This is a genomic window from Flavobacterium sp. HSC-61S13 (assembly GCF_024171535.1).
Lineage (GTDB): Bacteria > Bacteroidota > Bacteroidia > Flavobacteriales > Flavobacteriaceae > Flavobacterium.
Genome location: NZ_JALJZV010000018.1, coordinates 59,577 through 80,479 on the forward strand (window position 1 = coordinate 59,577; position 20,903 = coordinate 80,479).

Consider the following 20,903-nt stretch of genomic DNA (forward strand, 5'->3'; position numbering starts at 1 on the left):
TATATGTGTTTTATTCTATTTCTAATTCACTTCCAATCCCCAGTTCTTCAATTCTTCTTCACTCCACAATTCCGGAAAAAATATTCGGCGTTGGTATTGTGGAAGCATATACTTTTTCCAATCACTACCCCCTGTAGCCTCTTGCTTTCCTGGAACGCTTTCTATATATTTTTTAGCGGTATAAAAATGTCCCATAACCCAAGTAATGTTGACGGTTTTATCGTAATGACGCATAGCCGCAATCAGTTCAGGATTTTTTTGATCTTCTATTGGCAATTGGCAAAACTTCTGCCAGATGTTTGTTGTATTGTACTTTTTCATCGATTGTATAAATTCTTCTTTATACTTTCTTTCAAACTCTTGAATCAGATACGATTTCTCCCCTGTTTTATGATCTTTACCCGCTGCTTGCCAATACATGTGCTCGAAAGCGTGTTCGTAAGGCGTGTTTCGATCAATAGTAGCCCGAAAACGGATGTCGATCAAATTGATCAAGTCCGTCGATGCGAATTCTATCAATCGGTATTGAGCGCTTTGAAAACCACTAGCCGGGGTAAGCGTGTTTCTGAACTTCATATACTGTTCAACATCCATACCATCTTTCATGATGGTAAAAGAAGTTGTTAACATATCAAAATACCGACTGATTCTCATCAGTTTGTCTGTAAACAGATCGGTGGCTACCGTTTCCACATCTGTCAGCTGGTTCATCTCCCAAAGAATCATTTTAAACAGCAATTCATTGACTTGATGATACATAATAAACACCATCTCATCGGGAAGTATACTGCGCTGTGTTTGTAAACTGAGCAAGGCATCTGTTTGAATATAATCCCAATAAGTAATTGGTTTTGCCCAACGTAGACCTTCTAAATGGGTTTGTGTTTTTTGCCCAATTTGCGCAAACTTTTCTTCTAAAGCTGCTATCTGTGGCTGAAGACTTGAATCGATATCCATTCTTTACTTTTATTTTATTTTTAGTTCATTTTTCAATCCGCGATATTCCTCCAAATCAGCAACTAGTGACCCAACTGCCAAACTTGCTTTGATACGCAAGGGAACTTTATTCTCGTCTGCTGAAACCCAAACCGTTAAACTTTCTTTTGCTTTAAATACCCTACCTGCTTGAACATAGGGCGTAAATTTCATGGCCTCAATAGTACCAAATTTTGTTTTAATATTCTCCTTCCCTTGGTACTTTAACTTAAATTTAAAGACCTCTCCATCGAAGAACATATCAATTTCCAAAAACTCCCCTTGCTTCAGAGAATTGATTTTTGGATGATTTCTCAAATAATAAAACGAAGATACAATGTCTTGAACATTTTCGGTAATCGGATAGGTGTTTTCCTCTTTATTTTTGTAATCTTTTACCAAAACGGTATTCTTATCGTGATTAAAGAAGCCCTCTTGATTTTTGGTATAACCGCCTTCATTGATTTTTCTAATAAATCGATACGGTTCGTTGGTGTTTTTATTGAAGTAGCTTTGATAATCATCTTCCACTTTAAAAAAGAACTTGGTCACACCAGTAGTATAACCATACCCTTTGGCATGTAGCAACTTTTTGCCATCATATTGAACCTCCTTAAGCTCCATAGTGGCAACACCTGCATTTACAATACCATAAGTGATTTTGAATTTAAAAAATTCTCCTGCAGCAAAAGCTTTATTCTGCTGAGCGAATAGACTGCTAGGAAATAGCAGTAAAAGAAAAAGCAATGGTGTGTAATTTTTCATAGTTGAATTTTTTATCAAAAATAAGAAACAAAAAAACCCAGCCAAATAAATGACTGAGTTTTTATGCTATTAACCAACCAAAAAACTATAAATTATGAAAAATTTATTACACTCCAACAAGGCTTATGACGACCTTATTTTTGCGAGTGCAAATGTATATCTTTTTTTTATTTATAGCAGACCATCGATGTCAATTAACTCTTTTTTAACTTTAAAAGCGTTTTTGGCGGTTTTTTTATGATTAATTAACTGAATACTAAAGCGTTCCTCGCTTCTCTTGTTCTCTCTCAATCGATTCGAACAAGGCTTTAAAATTTCCAGCACCGAAACCTCTAGCACCCATTCTTTGAATAATTTCAAAGAAAAGTGTTGGACGGTCTTCTACCGGTTTTGTAAAGATTTGCAATAAATATCCTTCTTCATCAGCATCAATCATGATGGCTAATTTTTCCAATTCATCCATATCTTCATGCATCATTTCCATGTGCTCACCCAAACGAGCTGGAATCGCTTCATAGTAAGAATGAGGTGGTGCCGATAAGAACTCCACTCCTCTTGCTCTCAATTGCGTCACTGTAGTGATGATATCATCCGTAGCCACAGCGATATGCTGGATACCAGGACCTCCGTAAAAATCCAAGTATTCTTCAATTTGTGAACGTTTTGCCCCTTCTGCAGGCTCGTTAATTGGGAATTTAATTCTACCGTTTCCGTTTGACATTACTTTACTCATCAATGCAGAATACTCTGTGTGAATTTGCTTGTCATCAAAAGACAGGAAGTTAACAAAGCCCATAACATCTTCGTACCATTTCACCCAAGTGTCCATTTCATTCCATCCCACATTACCCACCATGTGGTCAATGTATTTTAAACCTACTGGTTCTGGATTGTAGTCCGATTTCCACTCCACGTATCCCGGTAAAAATGTTCCCGTATAGTTTTTACGCTCCACAAACATATGAACGGTTTCTCCGTAAGTATAGATACCCGCACGAACTACTTCACCAAATTCATCGGTTTCCACAGTTGGTTCCATATAGGATTTAGCTCCACGGCTTACTGTTTCCTCATAAGATTTTCTAGCATCTTCTACCCAAAGAGCAACGATTTTAATACCGTCACCGTGTTTCACGATATGATCGTTTAAAGGTGAATCCGCAGTTAAAGGCGTAGTCAATACGATTCTTATTTTGTCTTGAACCAAGACATAAGAAGCACGATCTCTTACTCCTGTTTCCAATCCTGAGTATGCTAACGATTGAAAACCGAAAGCCGTTTTATAAAAGTGAGCCGCTTGTTTGGCGTTTCCTACATAAAACTCCACATAATCCGTTCCAAATAGAGGAAGAAAATCCTGCGCACCTTCAAATATTTTTTCTAAGCCGAATTCTACTGACTTTACTTCTTTTTTCATTTTAAATTCTTGTTTTGAGTGTTAGTTGTTTTTTTATTTGTGACCATCAAGCCACGACTGATAATAGGATTCATCCGCAATTTGCATTGCTTCTTCTGTCAGCATCAACGGTTTAAAGGTATCTACCATAACCGCCAATTCTTCAGTGCTTGTTTTTCCAATACTACGCTCTACAGCACCCGGGTGCGGTCCGTGAGGAATACCCGCTGGGTGAAGGGAAATGTGTCCGGCTTCGATATCGTTTCTACTCATAAAATCCCCATCTACATAATACAATACCTCATCACTGTCAATATTACTGTGATTGTAAGGTGCTGGTATAGAGTCAGGATGGTAATCGTACAAACGCGGTACAAAGGAGCAGATTACAAACGCATCGGTCTCAAAGGTTTGATGAACCGGTGGCGGTTGATGTATACGTCCTGTAATCGGTTCGAAATCGTGAATGGAAAAAGCATACGGATAATTATAACCATCATAACCAACTACATCAAAAGGATGTGTCGCATACACCATATCGAAGATCTCATCTTGTTTTCTGACCTTAATCAAAAAATCCCCTTTTTCGTCATGAGTTTCCAAATGATCCGGGCGACGAATGTCTCTCTCGCAAAATGGCGAATGCTCTAGTAATTGTCCAAACCAGTTACGGTATCTCTTAGGGGTATATATGGGCCTTCTAGACTCTACAATAAACAACCTGTTGTCTTCCGTATCAAAATCTATCTTATAAATTACTCCTCGCGGAATCAATAGATAATCGCCATATTTGAAAGTCAGGTTCCCCAACATAGTTCTCAGAGTACCCGTTCCTCTATGAACGAAGATCAATTCATCCGAATCGGTATTTTTATAAAAATATTCTGAAGTAGAAGCCTGAGGTGCTGCCAATACAATCGTACAATCGCTATTGGTCAAAACTGCTTTACGACTTTCTAAAAAGTCCTGCTCCGGTTTTACTTGAAATCCACGTAGACGATAAGATTGAATGTTGTTTGCTCGCGCAATCTTTGGTGCAACACTATATTGTCCTTTAATCTCTTTTACTTGAGTCGGACGATGTTCGTGATACATATTTGTCGACATTCCATCAAAACCAATAGTTCCGAAGAGTTGTTCGTAATACAAATCTCCATTTGGTTTTCTAAAAATAGTATGTCTTTTCGGCGGAATTTTTCCTAATTGATGATATAAGGGCATAATTACTTTGTTTGATTAATGCTAGTTATTCTTATCTACAAAGTTGCAATCTCATTCAGGATTTCTCTTGATCAGATATTTAATTAATGCCAATAAACCGTTCCAAGTTGTCTTCATTACTTTACAAATATCGAGAAAAAAATAACATCTGCAATTTTCTAGCTTAAAAATAATGCATTTATTTCAAAACGGCTGTAGTATTTTAATATTTAACAATTAAAACCAAAATCCCACTCCAAACCAAGTATAATGTGTACGGGTCTCAGGAGACCAAGAATGTTTTACCTCTATAGGTCCTAGTAGGGTTTCCATACCATATCCAATAGCATAACCCGAATATTTGGGCGCTGAAATCCAGTCTGTCGTTTCAAAGAGACCGTTGCCTATATTGGCATAATTGGCCGTAAAATTGACGTGATTTTTCTTAAAGATTTCATAGTCCAACTGTATACTCCCTTTGATGTAGGAATTATCAAATAAATTGAGGTAATCATATCCAAAGAAAGGGACCACGTTTGTGGTTTCCGCAAAGCCATACCCTCCTAAGAAATAATTGAAAAAAGAGGCCTTAGGCTGAGAGCCGAAGGTCATTCCGACCTCGGAATGCAATTGTAGAGACAATCGCTTATAAATTCGTTTGACAAAACCTATTTCTGCATTTATTTGCGAAAAGGGTTCAAAATCACCATTGTAATCACTCGAATACACATATTGGGTGTAATCGCCTTTCATGATAAAGCCCTTGGTGGGGAAGTATTTATTATCATAACTGTCAAAGGTCACGTAAGCATGGCCCGCAACATAATGGCTCTTATCAAATATCGCTCGATCCAAACTGATGGTCTTGGATTGAACGTTTAAGTATCTGTGCTGAGCCCCTATTCCGATTAAAAATTTCTGTGCAAAGATGGTTTGAAAATATAAGCGGTTGGACAATTCTTCATAATCCATACTAATGCTACCCACAGCAATACCTTCCCTAATCAAATCGGGAAAGGGAACCGTTCGCGAAAACTTTTTTAGCTTCGAGGATAAACCCACGCTCCAATAAAAACCGTTGTCGATATAGTAATTAAAATTGTATCTGAAATTATCACCCAAAATTACATCCAAAGATGCCACGTCGTTTTTAAACAACAATTTTTTCTGTGTTAGATTGACCAAGGCGGCACTTTTGTACAAACCATCGTAGTGAAGCCCCAATTTTAAGTATCGTCGGACTGGATTTTCATCCAATCGAACCTGTAATATATCCTCTTCTCCATCTTGGACAAATTGGTAAGCAATACCACTAAAGTTTTGGGTACCGTTTAGGTTATCCACTCCCTTACCAAGTTGCTCGTAGGTGATTTTCGAATGGGATCTAAAGCCCAGTTTTCCTTGTACATAACTTGCCGTATAGGTTTCCAAAGGATTGGTGTCAATGGATGAAATGTGAAGTGTATCATTAAATTTAGGTACATAATGATCGCGAAAGGCATCAAAATTGCCTCCAATTTTCAGCAGCTCTTCTTTAGATAATTCTGCTGCTTCTTCTCCTTTTTTGATAATGTCCTTGCCGACGTCAAAAGAAACAACGTTATATCCAGCAATATCGGGTTTGATATAGATATCCGTTTTTTTCTTCTTGCGTTGCATCTGCCTGATGGTTGAGAAATTGGAAATCTGCAACAACAAATCAGTCGCTCCGGTGATGGTATTTCTATCTTTTAAACCGTCTTGAACATCTACCCCAATAACAATATCTGCCCCCATATCCCTTAATTCCTGTAAGGGATAGTTATTAACCACGCCTCCATCAATCAACATCACGCCATCAATTTCCACAGGCGAGTACAAAGACGGAAAAGCACCGCTGGCTAATATGGCTTGAGGTAGATTGCCCGATCGTAGAATTACAGGTTCGCCCGTTTCGGCATTGGTAGCTACACATAGAAACGGAATCTGAAGTTCATCGAAGTCTCTAACGTGTCGCACATGCGCCAACAACCTGCTCAATAAATTGTAGTTATACATCCCCTTAGACAGGGCTTTTGGGACACCGATTTTAAAGTTCTCAAAGGGTAAACTGACCGTATAAATCTCGTCGTTTTTCTTTTCGTAAAAGGACTTTGAAATTCGAGGTACATAATCTTGTATCAAAGCGTCAGAATCCACTTTCTGGAAGATGGAATCCAATTCTGTGGCGGTATAACCGGCCGCATACAACCCTCCAATAATCGCCCCCATACTGGTTCCGGCTATATAATCAACTTTAACCCCAGCTTCTTCAATCACCTTAAGCACACCGATATGAGCCAAGCCCTTTGCACCACCACCACTTAGCACTACTCCTATTTTCGGGCGCTCAGCTTCTTGCTCTTGAGCCACTACTACAGCTGTCATGCAAAAGAACACCAAAACAACCAAAAAGTTTTTCATATCTAAATACCTATTGACTTTTGAAATTAATGATGCCCTCATAGTAAGTGTTTTTTATTCCTTATTATAAAATTGGAGTATTTTTCTAGCCTTAGAAACCCCCACTACCGCTTCTAACTCTTTCTCCGTTGCTTCTTTTATTCGTTTTACAGATTTAAAATGCCCGATTAAAACCTCGGTGGTTTTTTCACCAATCCCAGGAATATCGTCTAACGAGGTCTGTATTGCCCCCTTACTTCTCTTGTCTCGATGGAAGGTAATTCCAAATCGATGCGCCTCGTTTCGAAGATACTGAATAACTTTCAAGGTTTCGGATTTTTTATCCAAATAAAGTGGAATATTATCTCCTGGATAAAACAATTCCTCCAATCGTTTAGCGATACCGATAATGGCGATTTTTCCACGAAGACCGAGTTCATCCAAACTCTTCAAGGCTGACGACAACTGCCCTTTACCGCCGTCAATAATAATCAACTGTGGCAACGGCTGATTTTCATCCATAAGCCGCTTATATCGCCTGTAAACCACTTCTTCCATCGAAGCAAAGTCGTTGGGACCCTCGACGGTTTTAATATTAAAATGTCTGTAATCTTTTTTACTGGGCTTTCCATCTTTAAACACCACGCAAGCAGCAACCGGATTGGTTCCCTGAATGTTAGAGTTGTCAAAACATTCGATGTGTCGAGGCTCTACACTCAAGCGCAAATCCTTTTTCATCTGCTGCATAATGCGATTAGCATGACGCTCCGGATCAACGATTTTCACTTGCTTCATCTGATCGAGTCGGTAGAATCGTGCATTGCGTTCCGACAAGTCCAGTATTTTCTTTTTATCACCCAACTTAGGTACAGTAATTACTAAATCTTTACCCAAATCTACCTCAAACGGTACGATGATCTCTTTGGACATTAGGTGAAACCGCTCACGCAATTCCACAATAGCCAATTCGAGCAATTCCAAATCGGTTTCGTCCAACTTTTTCTTCAGCTCCATCGTATGCGAGCGAATAATTGCCCCGTGCGAAACCTGTAAAAAATTGACATAAGCCATCGCCTCATCCGATGTAATGGAAAAAACATCAATATTGGAAATCTTGGGATTTATAATGGTGGAACGCGACTGGTAGTTTTCCAGGGTTTCCATTTTCTCTTTGATCTTCTGCGCCTCTTCAAACTTCATTTCCGATGCCAATCGCATCATGTGGTTTCTAAAATCTTTTAAACTCTCTTTGAAATTCCCTTTTAAGATCTCTCGAATCGCATCGATTTTTTTGGTGTATTCCACCTCGGTTTCATATCCCTCACACGGACCGTGACAATTACCAATATGATATTCCAAACAAACTTTGTACTTTCCAGCATTGATGTTGGTTAATGACAAATCATAAGCGCAGTTTCGCAAAGGATACAATTCTTTAATCAAGTCCAACAAGGTGTGCACCGTTTTACCGCTGGTATAGGGTCCGAAATATTCCGAACCGTCTTTAACCATGTTTCTAGTCGAAAACACCCTTGGAAAAGCCTCTCTTTTGATGCAAATCCACGGATAGGTTTTATCGTCTTTCAGCAATACATTGTATCTGGGCTGTAATCGCTTGATCAAATTGTTTTCCAACAATAAAGCATCGGTCTCCGTCGGAACAACAATGTGTTTGATAGAAACGATCTTTTTAACTAGAACATTGGTCTTACCGTTATCGTGAATTTTGTTAAAGTAGGAAGCTACGCGTTTACGAAGATTCTTAGCCTTACCGACATATAAGATTTTATCGTCCTTATCAAAATACTGATATACACCAGGTTCATCAGGCAGTGTCTTAATCTGTAATTCTAAAGAGGATGCGTACTTCATGGGAATATTGGTCTTCGCGTTTTATCACTAACAAAAGTAACGCCTTATCGTGGATAATTCAAATCAAGGGTTTAAATATAATTGTCGGGAACTTGCTTTTTAGTACATTTATATTTTAATAGCCTTCTATGAGAAACTCCAGAATAATTGAAATTTTAGATGAAAAAATAGCGCCAGGAGAAACGAAAACGATCAATTTAGAAATCGCTAAGTTTCACACTGCAACTCGCTTGAAAGTTCCCATCATCGTTTCCCGCTCCAAAACAGAGGGCCCAACGGTACTTTTATCGGCGGGCATACATGGTGATGAATTAAATGGAATCGATATCGTGCGTCAATTGATTCACAAAAAAATCAACATTCCAAAAACGGGAACCATCATCTGTATTCCAGTGATTAACATCTTTGGTTTTATTAATAAAACGCGTGAATTCCCAGATGGACGGGATCTCAATCGAGTATTCCCCGGTAGTAAAGTCGGTTCGTTGGCCAGTCAGTTTGCGCATTATTTGGTTAAACACATCTTGCCCTTAGTCGATTACGCAATAGATTTTCACGCCGGAGGAGCCAGTCGTTTTAATGCACCACAGATTCGCATTGCGCCTGGAAGTAAGGAACTCGATGAATTAGCCGGTATTTTTCACGCTCCCTTTGTACTGTATTCGAATTATATCACAGGATCTTTCAGGAATGCCTGCGCCAAGAGAAATGTGAAAATGCTGCTTTTTGAAGGCGGAAAATCTATGGACATCAACCGATCAGTATCCGATATGGGGGTTGCCGGCACCATACGCTTTCTCGATCACCTCGGAATGTTACGCCCCAATTTTAACGTTGCCGTAGTTGAAGAAAAAATCTGTTATATAGCCAAGTCATACTGGGTACGCGCCAAAAACTCTGGTTTGTTTCACAATCAAACCGCCATCGGCAGCTATGTTCATAAAGGCAGTGTGTTAGCCGTTATATCCGACCCTTATGGAAAGGGCGAACAACCCGTAAAAGCTCCCTATTCCGGATATATTATCAATACCAACGACGCATCAATCGTTTATCAAGGAGATGCGATTTTTCATCTATCCACATCCCTATTACAACATGACTAAAAAAGAATTGCGCCAAAAATATCAAGCGTTGCGCAACGCACTTTCGACCGCAGAGATTGATCAACTCAGTTTACAACTAGCCAATCGTTCTTTAGAGATGCCGATTTGGAATTATACCAATTACCATATCTTCCTTACCATTGAAGAAAAAAAAGAAATCAATACCGAATACCTACTGCATATTTTAGCTGGAAAAGATAAAAACATTGTCATTTCGAAATCCGATTTTACCGACGGAACCATGACTCATTATCTTTTAACCGATAATACCCGCATCCAGAAAAACGCCTACAACATACCGGAACCCGTAGGCGGTATCCAAATTTCAGACCAGCAAATCGACGTGGTGTTTATTCCACTATTGGCTTTTGATAATCTGGGTCACAGAGTGGGATATGGGAAAGGATTCTACGATCGCTTCCTCCTGAACTGCAAACCTGAAACTGTTAAAGTTGGACTTAGCCTGTTTGACAACGAAGAGTCTATAAATGACACTGTTGATACTGATATTCCACTGGATTACTGCATAACTCCCCATACGATTTACGCTTTTTAATAAATTCTGGCACAGCTATTGAATAGAAGCCTGTAGAAGGTCACTGATCTCCCAATCGCAAAGGTTTTAATTTAAACAACGATCCAGTAAAGGAAATATCAGATGACCGATAAAACAACAAATATCAGCTAGCTATGAAAAATTTTATTCTAAATAATTCGCGTTTATTAATTGTGGTGGTTTTGGCCAGTATCGGATTCAGTAGCTGTGTAGTGCACGAATCATCTCATCACAGAGGGAGAAGACCCGTCGTAATCGTTCAGGAATCCCATCCTAAACACAACAACAAATATAAAAACAAACACCACAAACCGAAAAAACACGACAAACACAGAAAACACGATAGAAGAGACTAAAAACAGCCTTTTTAACAAGTAAAACAATAAACTAGTTTCCCTGAAAGTGGTTGGAAGAGATTCCAGCCATTTTTTATTATTGGTATTTTTAGTCTTTAAAACTTGTAACTTTAAACAAGCTTCCTTTCAAGATGATGTAACAAGTTTCCAAGGTGCATCAAAAGACTAACACATCTACAATAAAACAATCATTTAACGCTTTTTAATAAATCCCAAAATACGATATTGTATCCCATTCCAATTTATCAAATGGACTGAGGCTGCTAGATTCTTTAGCATTAAACGAAACAACCCCGTTTGGTCTTGACCAAACGGGGTTGTTTTATTTATAACGAACAACGTTTATTTTTTAAAAGCTCTCTTGTTAAATGCAATTAAAATCCCTACACCAACTGAAATGGCTGCATCAGCGACGTTAAAAATCGCATTAAAGAAGGTAAAGTATTTTCCTCCCCAAATCGGCAACCAATTAGGTAGATATCCCTTCCATATCGGGAAGTAAAACATATCCACCACTCTTCCGTGAAACCAGCTCCCGTAAGGTTGATCCGAAAAGAGCGTAGCCACCTCATGATGGCTTTCATTAAAGATAACGCCGTAAAATACCGAGTCAATAATATTCCCAACCGCACCAGCTAGTATCAAAGAAACTGCAACAATCATAAAGGATGAAGCTTGTTTTTTAACCGCATCGTACAACCAGTATGCGATACCACCTACGGCAACAATGCGAAATAAGGTTAGGAATAGTTTTCCATAAGCCCCTGGAAGCTCTACACCCCATGCCATCCCTTCATTTTCAATAAAATGGATTCGAAACCAATCCCAAACAAAAACCTCTTCATCGAGAAGAAAATTTGTTTTAATATATATTTTAGACCATTGATCTATCAAAAGAACAGCGATCACTAGCAGTGAAGCTTTTTTAAGTGTCATTTTTTATGATTTGGCAACAAATGTAAATTATTATTCTGAGAGATAAAAAAAACGCTCTTAATATAGAGCGTTTTTTATTTTCAAGTTTATCGTTGTAGGTTTTTTGCCTCGATACTCATCGTAGCGTGTGGCACCAACTTCAATCGTTCTTTGTTGATCAATTTCCCAGTCACCTTACAGATTCCATAGGTTTTGTTTTCAATGCGGATCAACGCATTTTTCAAATCTCTAATAAACTTCTCTTGACGGATCGCCAATTGAGAGTTTGCTTCTTTCGACATGGTTTCACTTCCTTCCTCGAAAGCCTTAAACGTCGGCGATGTATCATCGGTTCCGTTGTTCAAATCATTCATGTAGGCACTTTTGATCAGTTCCAAATCAGCTTGCGCCTTTTCGATCTTTTTCAAAATTAATTCTTTGAATTCTGTCAAATCAGCATCAGAGTAACGGATATTTTCTCCTATCATAACATGCTTATTTTAAAATTAATACTCTAGTTTTAAGTTCGTCAAATTCAATCTCTACACCATCTAAAACTTCTGATACGAATTCTAATGTGTGTGTTAAAGTTTCTGACTTGATGTAGTTTTCATTAGCCAAAACAGCTTCTTTAATCACTGCTTGATCCTGTAAAACTACCTTGATCTTATCGGTAACCTCCAATCCAGCGTCTTTACGCAGATTTTGGATACGATTGATCAATTCTCTCGCGATACCTTCTTTACGAAGCTCTTCTGTAATCGTAATATCTAAGGCAACAGTAATTCCATCGGAATTAGCAACTAACCAACCTTCGATATCTTGAGACGTAATTTCGACGTCCGAGAGTGTTAATATAATACTATTTTCTGCTAATTGTACATAAATATTTCCGTTTTTTTCGATTTCGGAAATCTCGTTTGGCGTAAAAGCCTGTATCTTACTAGCAATCAACCCCATATCTTTACCGAAGCGCGGACCTAAGGTTTTGAAATTTGGCTTGATTTGTTTGACCAATACCCCGGAAGCATCGTCAATCAATTCCACTTCTTTCACATTCACCTCAGCCATAATCAAGTCAGACACAGCTAGTAACTCCTGTCTTTGCAATTCATCCAATACGGGAATCATCACTTTTTGTAACGGCTGACGCACCTTGATCATCTCCTTTTTACGCAGGGATAAAACCAAAGACGAAACCGTCTGAGCTTTTTCCATTTTGCTCTCTAAACTCTTATCGATAAACGACTCATCGTATTTAGGGAAGTCTGCCAAATGTACCGATTCGAAAGATTCCTTAGCTGTAGTTTGTGTTAAGTCTTTGTAAAGCTTGTCCATGAAAAACGGTGCTATAGGCGCCGATAATTTAGCTACTGTCGTCAAACACGTATATAGAGTTTGATAAGCTGCTATTTTATCTGTTGCGTATTCGCCTTTCCAGAATCTTCTTCTACATAAACGCACATACCAGTTACTTAAATTTTCTTGTACGAAGTCTGATATAGCCCGAGCCGCTCTAGTCGGTTCATAATCGGCATAGAATGCATCTACATTTTTTATTAAAGTATGCAGTTCCGATAGGATCCAACGGTCAATTTCTGGTCGCTGCTCTAAAGGCACTTCAGCTTCACTATAATTAAAACCATCGATATTGGCATAAAGCGAAAAGAACGAATACGTATTGTATAAGGTTCCAAAGAACTTTCTTCTAACCTCAGCAATACCGTCTACATCGAACTTTAAGTTGTCCCACGGGTTTGCATTGGAAATCATATACCAACGTGTCGCATCTGGTCCATAGGTTTGTAAGGTCTCAAACGGATCTACCGCATTCCCCCAACGTTTAGACATTTTCTGTCCGTTTTTATCTAATACCAAACCGTTTGACATGACGTTTTTATAGGCATTGGTATCAAAAACCAGAGTGGAAATCGCGTGTAAGGTATAGAACCAACCTCTGGTTTGATCTACGCCCTCTGCGATGAAGTCTGCTGGAAAAGCTTTATTGTCATCGATCATCTCTTTGTTCTCAAACGGATAATGCCATTGTGCATACGGCATCGATCCAGAATCAAACCATACATCGATCAAATCACTCTCGCGTTCCATCGGTTTACCCGATGCAGACACCAAGATAATTTTATCCACCACATTTTTATGCAAATCTACCAAGTCGTAGTTTTCTTCAGACATATTCCCAACTTCAAAGCCCTCAAATGGATTGCCCTGCTGTATACCTGCTTCCATAGACTTGTTGATCTCCTTCATCAATTCCTCCACCGAACCAATGATGATCTCCTCAGACTTGTCTTCTGTTCTCCAGATTGGCAATGGGATTCCCCAATAGCGCGATCTGGATAAATTCCAATCATTGGCATTCTTTAACCAGTTTCCAAAACGGCCTTCACCTGTGGATTTCGGCTTCCAATTGATCGTTTCGTTTAAGTCAAACATACGGTCCTTAACCTCCGTTACTTTGATAAACCAAGAGTCCAATGGATAGTATAAAATCGGTTTGTCCGTTCTCCAACAATGTGGATAACTGTGAACATATTTCTCTACTTTAAAAGCTTTGTTTTCTTCCTTTAATCGGATCGCTATCTCCACGTCTACGGAACGTTCTGGAGCCTGACCATCATCATAATACTCGTTTTTCACATATTTGCCCGCCATATCTCCCATAGCACTAACAAAACGTCCTTGTAAATCTACCAAAGGCACTGCGTTTTCTTGTTCGTCCAAGATCAGCATCGGCGGTACTTCTGGTATTGCTTCTTTAGCAACACGAGCATCATCTGCTCCAAATGTAGGAGCGGTATGTACAATACCCGTTCCATCTTCTGTGGTCACAAAGTCTCCAGCAATTACTCTAAATGCATTTTCTGGATTTTGATACGGTAAGGTATAGGCCATTAATTGCTCATAGGTTGTACCTACTAAATCAACTCCCTTAAATTCCTTAATCTCGCAATACGGTATTTTTTTATCGTTAGCGGTGTAAGCTGCAAGTTCTTCAACTGTCGCAACAGCGGTGTATTTACCCGCAAATTGTTTTCCCACTAAGGCCTTGGCCAAAATCACCTGAATAGGCTCAAACGTATATTGATTGAAAGTCTTCACCAATACATAGTCGATTTTTGGTCCAACTGTCAAAGCGGTATTGGACGGTAATGTCCATGGCGTTGTAGTCCATGCCAAGAAATGTATCGATCCGTATCCCTTTAAAAACTCTGGTAAATTGTCTTCCTTCGCCAAGAACTGTGCTACGATCGTAGTATCCGTTACCTCTCTATAACTTCCCGGTTGATTGACTTCATGAGTCGATAAGCCCGTACCCGCTTTAGGAGAGTAAGGCTGAATCGTATATCCCTTATACATCAAATCCTTGTCGTAAATCTGTTTGAGCAACCACCAAACGGTTTCCATGTATTTGGATTTATAAGTCACATACGGATCTTCCATATCAACCCAATATCCCATCTGCACGGTCAATTCGTTCCATAAGTCGGTATAGCGCATTACGGTTTTCTTACAAGCTTCGTTATATTCTTCAATGGAAATTTTCGTTCCGATGTCTTCTTTGGTGATTCCCAATTCCTTTTCAGTTCCCAATTCTACCGGCAAACCGTGGGTATCCCAACCGGCTTTACGCTTTACTTGAAATCCTTTTTGGGTTTTATAACGGCAAAAAATATCTTTAATCGCACGAGCCATTACGTGGTGAATACCCGGTTTTCCGTTAGCCGAAGGAGGTCCTTCAAAAAACACAAACGGTTGATTACCCTCTCTGGTGGTAATGCTCTTTTCGAATATAGATTGTTCCTCCCAAAACTGCAGCATTTCTGCAGCTACATTTGTCAAATCTAGACCTTTATATTCTGTAAATTTCGTGCTCATTATATTTTTTTTCAAAATCAGTAGTGCGAAATTAAACAATTTCAACTAATTATCCCCTCCCTTATAATAGTAAAAGTCTACCAAAAAAAGAATATCGCCGTTTTCAATTGCTATTCGGCATTTAATCGGCTTCATCCTGCCTAATTTCACTGATTTTTTGGTGTTAAAAATCAAACTCCATCCCTTTTCAACAGCTAAAAAAACCCCTTTGATCTCGAATTTTACTAAAAACAACGAGGTCCCCAATAGTGAGGACCTCATCGTTTACTAGAATCTTGCACAGACTATATCGGTTTTTAACTTCTAAGTATAGCCCGACAAGTCTAAACGTTATTTCTTCGTAAAATCACCTACGTAAATCGTAGTTAACTGCTCTGGTTTTACATATTTTTTCAACGCGCTATTAACTTCTTTTAAACTTAGTTTTTCTACTTTTTGTTCTAATTGATCATAATCATCCAACAACGCTCCTTTCAATAAATAGTCCTGAGATAATTGTAATAACATGTCATCATTACCTAAGTCCGTTTTTCGAGACACCTTCCAACTGTTGATATTCTCTTTTAATTCGGTTTCCGTAAATCCGTCTTTTACAGCAAGAGCCACTTCCTCTTTTAAAGCATTTTCTACAGCCTTCTTTTTTGTTGGATTAAAAAAGGCATACCAACCCCACATCGCTACATCATTATCCTGAGGCACCGAAACATAGGATCCCGCTCCATAACTGATTCCCTCCTTCTCTCTCAATCGCTTTGGAATTCTAGCACCTAGAAAACCTCCACTACCCAAGATTTCGTTTGCCATCATAAGGGCTGGATAGTCCGCAGACTTGGTGTCCATTTTAAAGCTTATTCTTCCTGTTGCTGTCGCGTTTTCTTTATCTACGGTTACCCAATCTTTATCTATTTTTGAAGTCGCAAAGAAAGTAGGATGGATTTTTTCATACTTTATTTGAGAATGCAATCCCTTAAACACCTTATCAAGCAAGACTGGCAAAGTGGAAGCATCAGCTAGACCTATAACGGTTCCCGCGCCTTGCGATGCGTCGAGAATTGTTTTATAAAACTCCACTATTTGACTTCTCGTCACCGCTTCAACCTGTTCGATCGCCTCCGGTATAGAAGGTGTATAAAAGATGCTCGTTTTTGGATATGGATTCGTCATTCGACCAATTTCTCTAAAAGCCAGAGATTGAGGATCGTTCAAAATCCCCTCATAAAAGGTTTTGTACGAGCTTTTAGTCTTAACCAATTCCGACTCTGGAAAAACGGATTCCGTCAGGAGCTGGCCAACGATCTCCATAGTTTCGGTAAAAGTATTGTTGTAACTACTTACATACACCTGTAGGTTCTGCCCACTGAATTGAAAATAGACCGATGATTTCAATATATTCAAACGATCTTTAATTTGCTCTTTGGTTTGACTAGTGGTGCCCGCATTAAGCAAACTCGCCATCATACCTGCCACCATACCTTTGTTTTCCAAAGCCTTACTATTACCCATCGGCAACATAAAAGAGGCATTGATCTGATTCCCCTTTAACTGTTTTTCTAAAGTAGCATACTTAAAGCCGTTACTTAATTTCCCCTCGTTATAATGCGCCTTCACATTAGCAATTGACGATTCAAATGGAGCAGCATCTGCCTCTTGTTCCTTACCTACGTAATTGGTTGTCAATGCGGCGATATCCGATTTCAAAAATTCTTTGGCTTTGGTTCTCTTTTCATCTTTTGATGGTATAAACACCCCAACGGTACGGTTATTGGTTCTAAAGTAGTTTTCTGCTACCCTTTTCACCTCTTCTTTGGTCATTTTTTCGATATAATCGCGATATAATAGTCCCAATCTGTAATCTCCAGCACCAACGATTTCCGTCAAACTAATCGCATACGAAATGGTATTGTTTTTATTGTCTTCAAGTTGTTTGATCAGTTTGGCTTTAGCACGTTCGACATCCTGATCTGTAAAATCGATTTTCGATACTTTATCCAACTCCAATCTCAGGTCATTTTTGACTTGCTGTATATCTTTATCCATAGGAACTTGCAATCCAAAATACACAAAACTAGCATCGCGAACTTCCGGTTGGTATGCGTAAATCGCGGACGCCTTATGCGTTTCTACTAAGGCTTTATACAGGTAACCCGAAGGATTGTTGGTTAGTATCTCACTTAAAACATCTAAAGTCGCATAGTCACTATCGGCATAGGAAGCGGTATGATACATTGCCCCTACAAATTGGCTGTCACCAGCTCTCTTTAATTCAACTAATTTCTCTCCATCCTGAGCGGGTTCTACCGTCAAAATCTCTTCGAGTACACGCGCGGGTTTCGGTATTACTGAGAAATATTGCTCGATATACTTCAAGGCTTTATCCTCCTCAAATTTTCCTGCGACGATTAAAGTTGCATTGTCGGGCTGATAATACTTTTCATAGAATTTTCGAAGCTGTGACGCCTTCACTCGCTCTACATCTTCTTTAGAACCAATCGTGCTGTTACCGTAATTATGCCATAGATAACCCGCAGACACCACCTTTTCCATCAATACTGAGGACGGATAGTTTTCGCCGATCTCAAACTCGTTGCGCACCACAGAGAATTCTTTATCTAAATCCGATTGAATCAGCGTAGCATTTAACATCCTATCAGCCTCCATTTCTATACTCCACTTTAAATTTTCTTCGGAATACGGAAAGATTTCGTAATAGTTTGTTCTGTCATAATAAGTCGTACCGTTGGCATTTCCCCCTTTATCAGATAACATTTTCTTTATATCACCCATATTCTTCGTACTCTTAAAAAGCATGTGCTCTAATAAATGAGCCATACCCTTTTCTCCATAGCCTTCATGTTTGGAGCCAACCTGATAGATGATATTCACCACCATATTACTCTGTGACGGATCCGGAATTAGCAACACCTGAAGTCCGTTACTCAACCGGTATTCCTTGATACCCTCAACCGCAGCGACGAACTGCGGTTTTTCTGCCTTTTGAGCGAAACCATCAATGGAAACCATCAATGTACCTACACATAAAAGCCCAAGCAAAACTCTTTTCATAAAATTTTTATTAGTTTAATAGATACGGAAGATAACTTATAATATGTTTAATATTTGTTAAAACCCAAAAAACACCTAACAATATACTTATAAAAAGCATTAAATAACCCTTATTTAAAAAACAAAACCCGCTGTATTTACAATACAACGGGTACTTTTTATGATTTTTATGTCTTTTTTAAGGGATCCGCTGATAGACATCGGTATAACAATCGTAACATTGTCCACGTAGAATCAATTGACCTTCTTGGATCGATATCGATTCGGGTATCGAGGAATCGCCTTTTAAAATGTCCTGGGGTTCAGAACTCTCAATAACCCGCCCTTTTTCAATGGTATAGTTCTGCTGTGATTTTTGCTGGCCGTTTTCCAATCGGGTCATTTTATCCTGCTCCAATAACAAGACCTGCTCTTTTTTCTTAATATCGAAATTAGTAACCGAACCCGTAAAACCTCCGGAACGCTGTATCAAGACCCAAGTACCCAAATGAGATTGGTCTTTTGTATCCGTTTGTTTGAAAGAACCACAACTTATAATCATAAGCGTTAAACTTAGGAATAGTATTTTTACTGCCATAGGGATTTTAAATTTTTTAGTATTGTCAAGATTAGCACTTTTTTAGTAATTCTAGTTAAGAATCTTGATTTTTATTCTTATCTACCAAACGAAAGCAATGTCTTTATAGAATTTAAATTTCTGCGCAGTTGTAAGTAAAAGATTAGCTATAGTAGCGCAGTCGTTTTCAGGGCCTACCGACAATAAATCATACACTGTCTGTGCACCAGAATAAACATTCTTTTTTTATTCTTAATGCAAGCAAAAAACCTCAATATAATGGAGTGTTCTTGTATGTAATATAAATCGCACAGAAAGGATCGTGCGTTAGCCTAGCCGAATATTTTAATACTCGCGCACCAGCCGGGGATTTTTTGTTACTAATTGGCACGAGCAAGATGCTGGCGACCAATGTCATTTAGTTTAGTGAGAAAGTATTTATTCACAATTTAATTTAGGTGTTTTTATAATTCCTAAATTGGTGATAACTCTTTTATACTTCTTCAAATTATTTTTACAAAAATAATACTTAGCTCCTTTTTTATCGTCTTCTATTGAGTAATCCAAAACATAAAACCCATATTTTTCTTCATCTTGAATCAAGTTACGAGACTCAAGAACACCTAATATTTCTTTATTACTTTGATGATTAGAATCACTCCAAATAAACAATTTGTTTTGGTGTATAAAAAACCTATTGGGAAGCTTATTTTCCTCAAACTTTTTCTCTTTAGAATACAGAAATTTATTTTCAGAATCCCCAATAATACTAATAAAATACAAGTTTTCTTCAAGGATTTTATATCTTATTCTAAAAACACTATCATGATTAAACAAGTTTGTTTTAGAAAAGTCAATAATGCTATTTTCAATTGCTGCTTCATAATTTCCATTACTTCGGAGTTGAGTCTTATAAGATGTACAACCCATCATAAAAAAGTACATAAGTATAAGTAAATATTTCATCTATATGAAGATTTAGTAATTAGTAAAATTTATAATATGTGGTTTTTCACCACCCGTATTAGCAGGATGTGTCAAAATATATGATTTTATTTGAGGGTCAATTTTCATTGCCTCATCCCTCGACATTAAATCTCTCTCAGAAGGATTAAAACGAGGGGATTCATTAGGATGAGTATGGAAAAATCCTTTTACCTTATAACTATTATATTCCTCCATTGAATTAGAAATTTTTCCTATCCCACTAATTCCTTTAGATTTTGTTGATGTATATGTATTATTCTGATACCCTCCTAAGGTTATATGAGTTACATTATCGGTGCCGTTATTTGAAAAATACGCTCCTCCAATTTCTCTACCTACATAATCAGCTAATTCTAAGGCAAATCTTTCAACTCCTTCCTTAGTTGCATTTCCGTTTCCTCCAACACTAACAACAGTACTGTCGGTTTTTAAATTCATTCCGTCAGATAAAATACCTTTGTCAATATTATCAATAGCAACTTTAGGATTCCCTTTTCTATCAGTTTTCACATCACCTTTACCATTAGTAGCTAATATTCTATCAGGTTTATCATTCGTTTCTCCAACTTGTTTTACATCTCCAGTTTTTCTATTTAAAGTATAATCTGTTTCCGCAGCCATCCCCCGCTGCCGCACGAATCCTTTCGTGTGGCAATACAACATACTAATAGCTCCCTCTTAAAACTCAAGTTTTATACAAAAACCCGGATTCCTTTTTGGCTTAGTCAAAAGACTTACTCATATAAACCACGCGAGAGGACCCATAAATCCGCAACTGACTGTTAATAAAAAAGGTAAATATTTAATAGTCAATTCTTTGCGATCTTAATGTAATCACCTA

Annotated in this window: 16 protein-coding genes; 3 read left to right on the plus strand and 13 right to left on the minus strand. The window is 38.3% G+C overall.

The features are described from left to right. Positions 1-21: 21 nt before the first annotated feature. From L1275_RS14480 to uvrC, 6 genes are all read right to left on the minus strand, one after another. Positions 22-957: a tryptophan 2,3-dioxygenase family protein gene (locus L1275_RS14480; RefSeq protein WP_253474898.1), complete on the minus strand. Its 936-nt coding sequence runs from the start codon at positions 955-957 to the stop codon at positions 22-24. Between the two features lie 9 nt (positions 958-966). Beyond that, positions 967-1,740: a DUF3108 domain-containing protein gene (locus L1275_RS14485; RefSeq protein ID WP_253474901.1), complete on the minus strand. Its 774-nt coding sequence runs from the start codon at positions 1,738-1,740 to the stop codon at positions 967-969. Positions 1,741-1,996: 256 nt separating this feature from the next. Beyond that, positions 1,997-3,157, minus strand: coding sequence for a 4-hydroxyphenylpyruvate dioxygenase (gene hppD / locus L1275_RS14490; RefSeq protein ID WP_253474904.1), 1,161 nt, complete (start codon positions 3,155-3,157; stop codon positions 1,997-1,999). A 33-nt stretch (positions 3,158-3,190) separates the two neighbouring features. Further along, positions 3,191-4,357, minus strand: coding sequence for a homogentisate 1,2-dioxygenase (locus L1275_RS14495; protein WP_253474907.1), 1,167 nt, complete (start codon positions 4,355-4,357; stop codon positions 3,191-3,193). A gap of 216 nt (positions 4,358-4,573) precedes the next feature. Further along, positions 4,574-6,820 (minus strand): patatin-like phospholipase family protein, encoded by a 2,247-nt coding sequence (locus tag L1275_RS14500; RefSeq protein WP_253474910.1) that lies wholly within the window; start codon positions 6,818-6,820, stop codon positions 4,574-4,576. 12 nt (positions 6,821-6,832) lie between these two features. Then, positions 6,833-8,629: an excinuclease ABC subunit UvrC gene (gene uvrC / locus L1275_RS14505; RefSeq protein ID WP_253474913.1), complete on the minus strand. Its 1,797-nt coding sequence runs from the start codon at positions 8,627-8,629 to the stop codon at positions 6,833-6,835. A gap of 128 nt (positions 8,630-8,757) precedes the next feature. On the opposite strand from uvrC, the gene L1275_RS14510 reads away from it, so the two are divergent. The 3 genes from L1275_RS14510 (at position 8,758) to L1275_RS14520 (ending at position 10,644) form a co-directional block, all read left to right on the plus strand. Beyond that, positions 8,758-9,732, plus strand: coding sequence for a succinylglutamate desuccinylase/aspartoacylase family protein (locus L1275_RS14510; protein ID WP_253474916.1), 975 nt, complete (start codon positions 8,758-8,760; stop codon positions 9,730-9,732). After that, positions 9,725-10,288 (plus strand): 5-formyltetrahydrofolate cyclo-ligase, encoded by a 564-nt coding sequence (locus tag L1275_RS14515; protein WP_253474919.1) that lies wholly within the window; start codon positions 9,725-9,727, stop codon positions 10,286-10,288. The genes L1275_RS14510 and L1275_RS14515 overlap by 8 nt, the downstream gene beginning before the upstream one ends. A 134-nt stretch (positions 10,289-10,422) precedes the next feature. After that, entirely contained in the window at positions 10,423-10,644 is a 222-nt protein-coding gene (locus L1275_RS14520) for a hypothetical protein (protein ID WP_253474923.1), read from the plus strand. A gap of 342 nt (positions 10,645-10,986) precedes the next feature. Here L1275_RS14520 and L1275_RS14525 read toward each other — a convergent pair whose 3' ends face one another. From L1275_RS14525 to L1275_RS14555, 7 genes are all read right to left on the minus strand, one after another. After that, entirely contained in the window at positions 10,987-11,580 is a 594-nt protein-coding gene (locus L1275_RS14525; RefSeq protein ID WP_253474926.1) for a lipoprotein signal peptidase, read from the minus strand. 86 nt (positions 11,581-11,666) lie between these two features. After that, positions 11,667-12,047 carry a TraR/DksA C4-type zinc finger protein gene (locus tag L1275_RS14530; protein WP_219294413.1) on the minus strand — a complete coding sequence of 127 codons (381 nt, stop codon included), beginning with the start codon at positions 12,045-12,047 and terminating at the stop codon, positions 11,667-11,669. A gap of 7 nt (positions 12,048-12,054) precedes the next feature. Then, complete coding sequence (ileS, locus tag L1275_RS14535) at positions 12,055-15,456, minus strand: isoleucine--tRNA ligase (RefSeq protein WP_253474929.1); 3,402 nt, start codon at positions 15,454-15,456, stop codon at positions 12,055-12,057. A 330-nt stretch (positions 15,457-15,786) separates the two neighbouring features. After that, positions 15,787-18,519, minus strand: coding sequence for a pitrilysin family protein (locus L1275_RS14540; RefSeq protein WP_253474932.1), 2,733 nt, complete (start codon positions 18,517-18,519; stop codon positions 15,787-15,789). A 178-nt stretch (positions 18,520-18,697) separates the two neighbouring features. Continuing rightward, positions 18,698-19,096 (minus strand): hypothetical protein, encoded by a 399-nt coding sequence (locus L1275_RS14545; RefSeq protein WP_253474935.1) that lies wholly within the window; start codon positions 19,094-19,096, stop codon positions 18,698-18,700. Positions 19,097-19,513: 417 nt separating this feature from the next. Continuing rightward, complete coding sequence (locus L1275_RS14550) at positions 19,514-20,041, minus strand: hypothetical protein (RefSeq protein WP_253474937.1); 528 nt, start codon at positions 20,039-20,041, stop codon at positions 19,514-19,516. Positions 20,042-20,053: 12 nt separating this feature from the next. Next, positions 20,054-20,683: a hypothetical protein gene (locus L1275_RS14555; RefSeq protein WP_253474940.1), complete on the minus strand. Its 630-nt coding sequence runs from the start codon at positions 20,681-20,683 to the stop codon at positions 20,054-20,056. Positions 20,684-20,903 lie beyond the last annotated feature (220 nt).

Coding starts and splice junctions, on each gene's coding strand:
- L1275_RS14480 (WP_253474898.1), bottom strand. CDS start 957: ATGGATATCGATTCAAGTCTTCAGCCACAGATAGCAGCTTTAGAAGAA.
- L1275_RS14485 (WP_253474901.1), bottom strand. CDS start 1,740: ATGAAAAATTACACACCATTGCTTTTTCTTTTACTGCTATTTCCTAGC.
- hppD (WP_253474904.1), bottom strand. CDS start 3,157: ATGAAAAAAGAAGTAAAGTCAGTAGAATTCGGCTTAGAAAAAATATTT.
- L1275_RS14495 (WP_253474907.1), bottom strand. CDS start 4,357: ATGCCCTTATATCATCAATTAGGAAAAATTCCGCCGAAAAGACATACT.
- L1275_RS14500 (WP_253474910.1), bottom strand. CDS start 6,820: ATGAGGGCATCATTAATTTCAAAAGTCAATAGGTATTTAGATATGAAA.
- uvrC (WP_253474913.1), bottom strand. CDS start 8,629: ATGAAGTACGCATCCTCTTTAGAATTACAGATTAAGACACTGCCTGAT.
- L1275_RS14510 (WP_253474916.1), top strand. CDS start 8,758: ATGAGAAACTCCAGAATAATTGAAATTTTAGATGAAAAAATAGCGCCA.
- L1275_RS14515 (WP_253474919.1), top strand. CDS start 9,725: ATGACTAAAAAAGAATTGCGCCAAAAATATCAAGCGTTGCGCAACGCA.
- L1275_RS14520 (WP_253474923.1), top strand. CDS start 10,423: ATGAAAAATTTTATTCTAAATAATTCGCGTTTATTAATTGTGGTGGTT.
- L1275_RS14525 (WP_253474926.1), bottom strand. CDS start 11,580: ATGACACTTAAAAAAGCTTCACTGCTAGTGATCGCTGTTCTTTTGATA.
- L1275_RS14530 (WP_219294413.1), bottom strand. CDS start 12,047: ATGATAGGAGAAAATATCCGTTACTCTGATGCTGATTTGACAGAATTC.
- ileS (WP_253474929.1), bottom strand. CDS start 15,456: ATGAGCACGAAATTTACAGAATATAAAGGTCTAGATTTGACAAATGTA.
- L1275_RS14540 (WP_253474932.1), bottom strand. CDS start 18,519: ATGAAAAGAGTTTTGCTTGGGCTTTTATGTGTAGGTACATTGATGGTT.
- L1275_RS14545 (WP_253474935.1), bottom strand. CDS start 19,096: ATGGCAGTAAAAATACTATTCCTAAGTTTAACGCTTATGATTATAAGT.
- L1275_RS14550 (WP_253474937.1), bottom strand. CDS start 20,041: ATGAAATATTTACTTATACTTATGTACTTTTTTATGATGGGTTGTACA.
- L1275_RS14555 (WP_253474940.1), bottom strand. CDS start 20,683: ATGGCTGCGGAAACAGATTATACTTTAAATAGAAAAACTGGAGATGTA.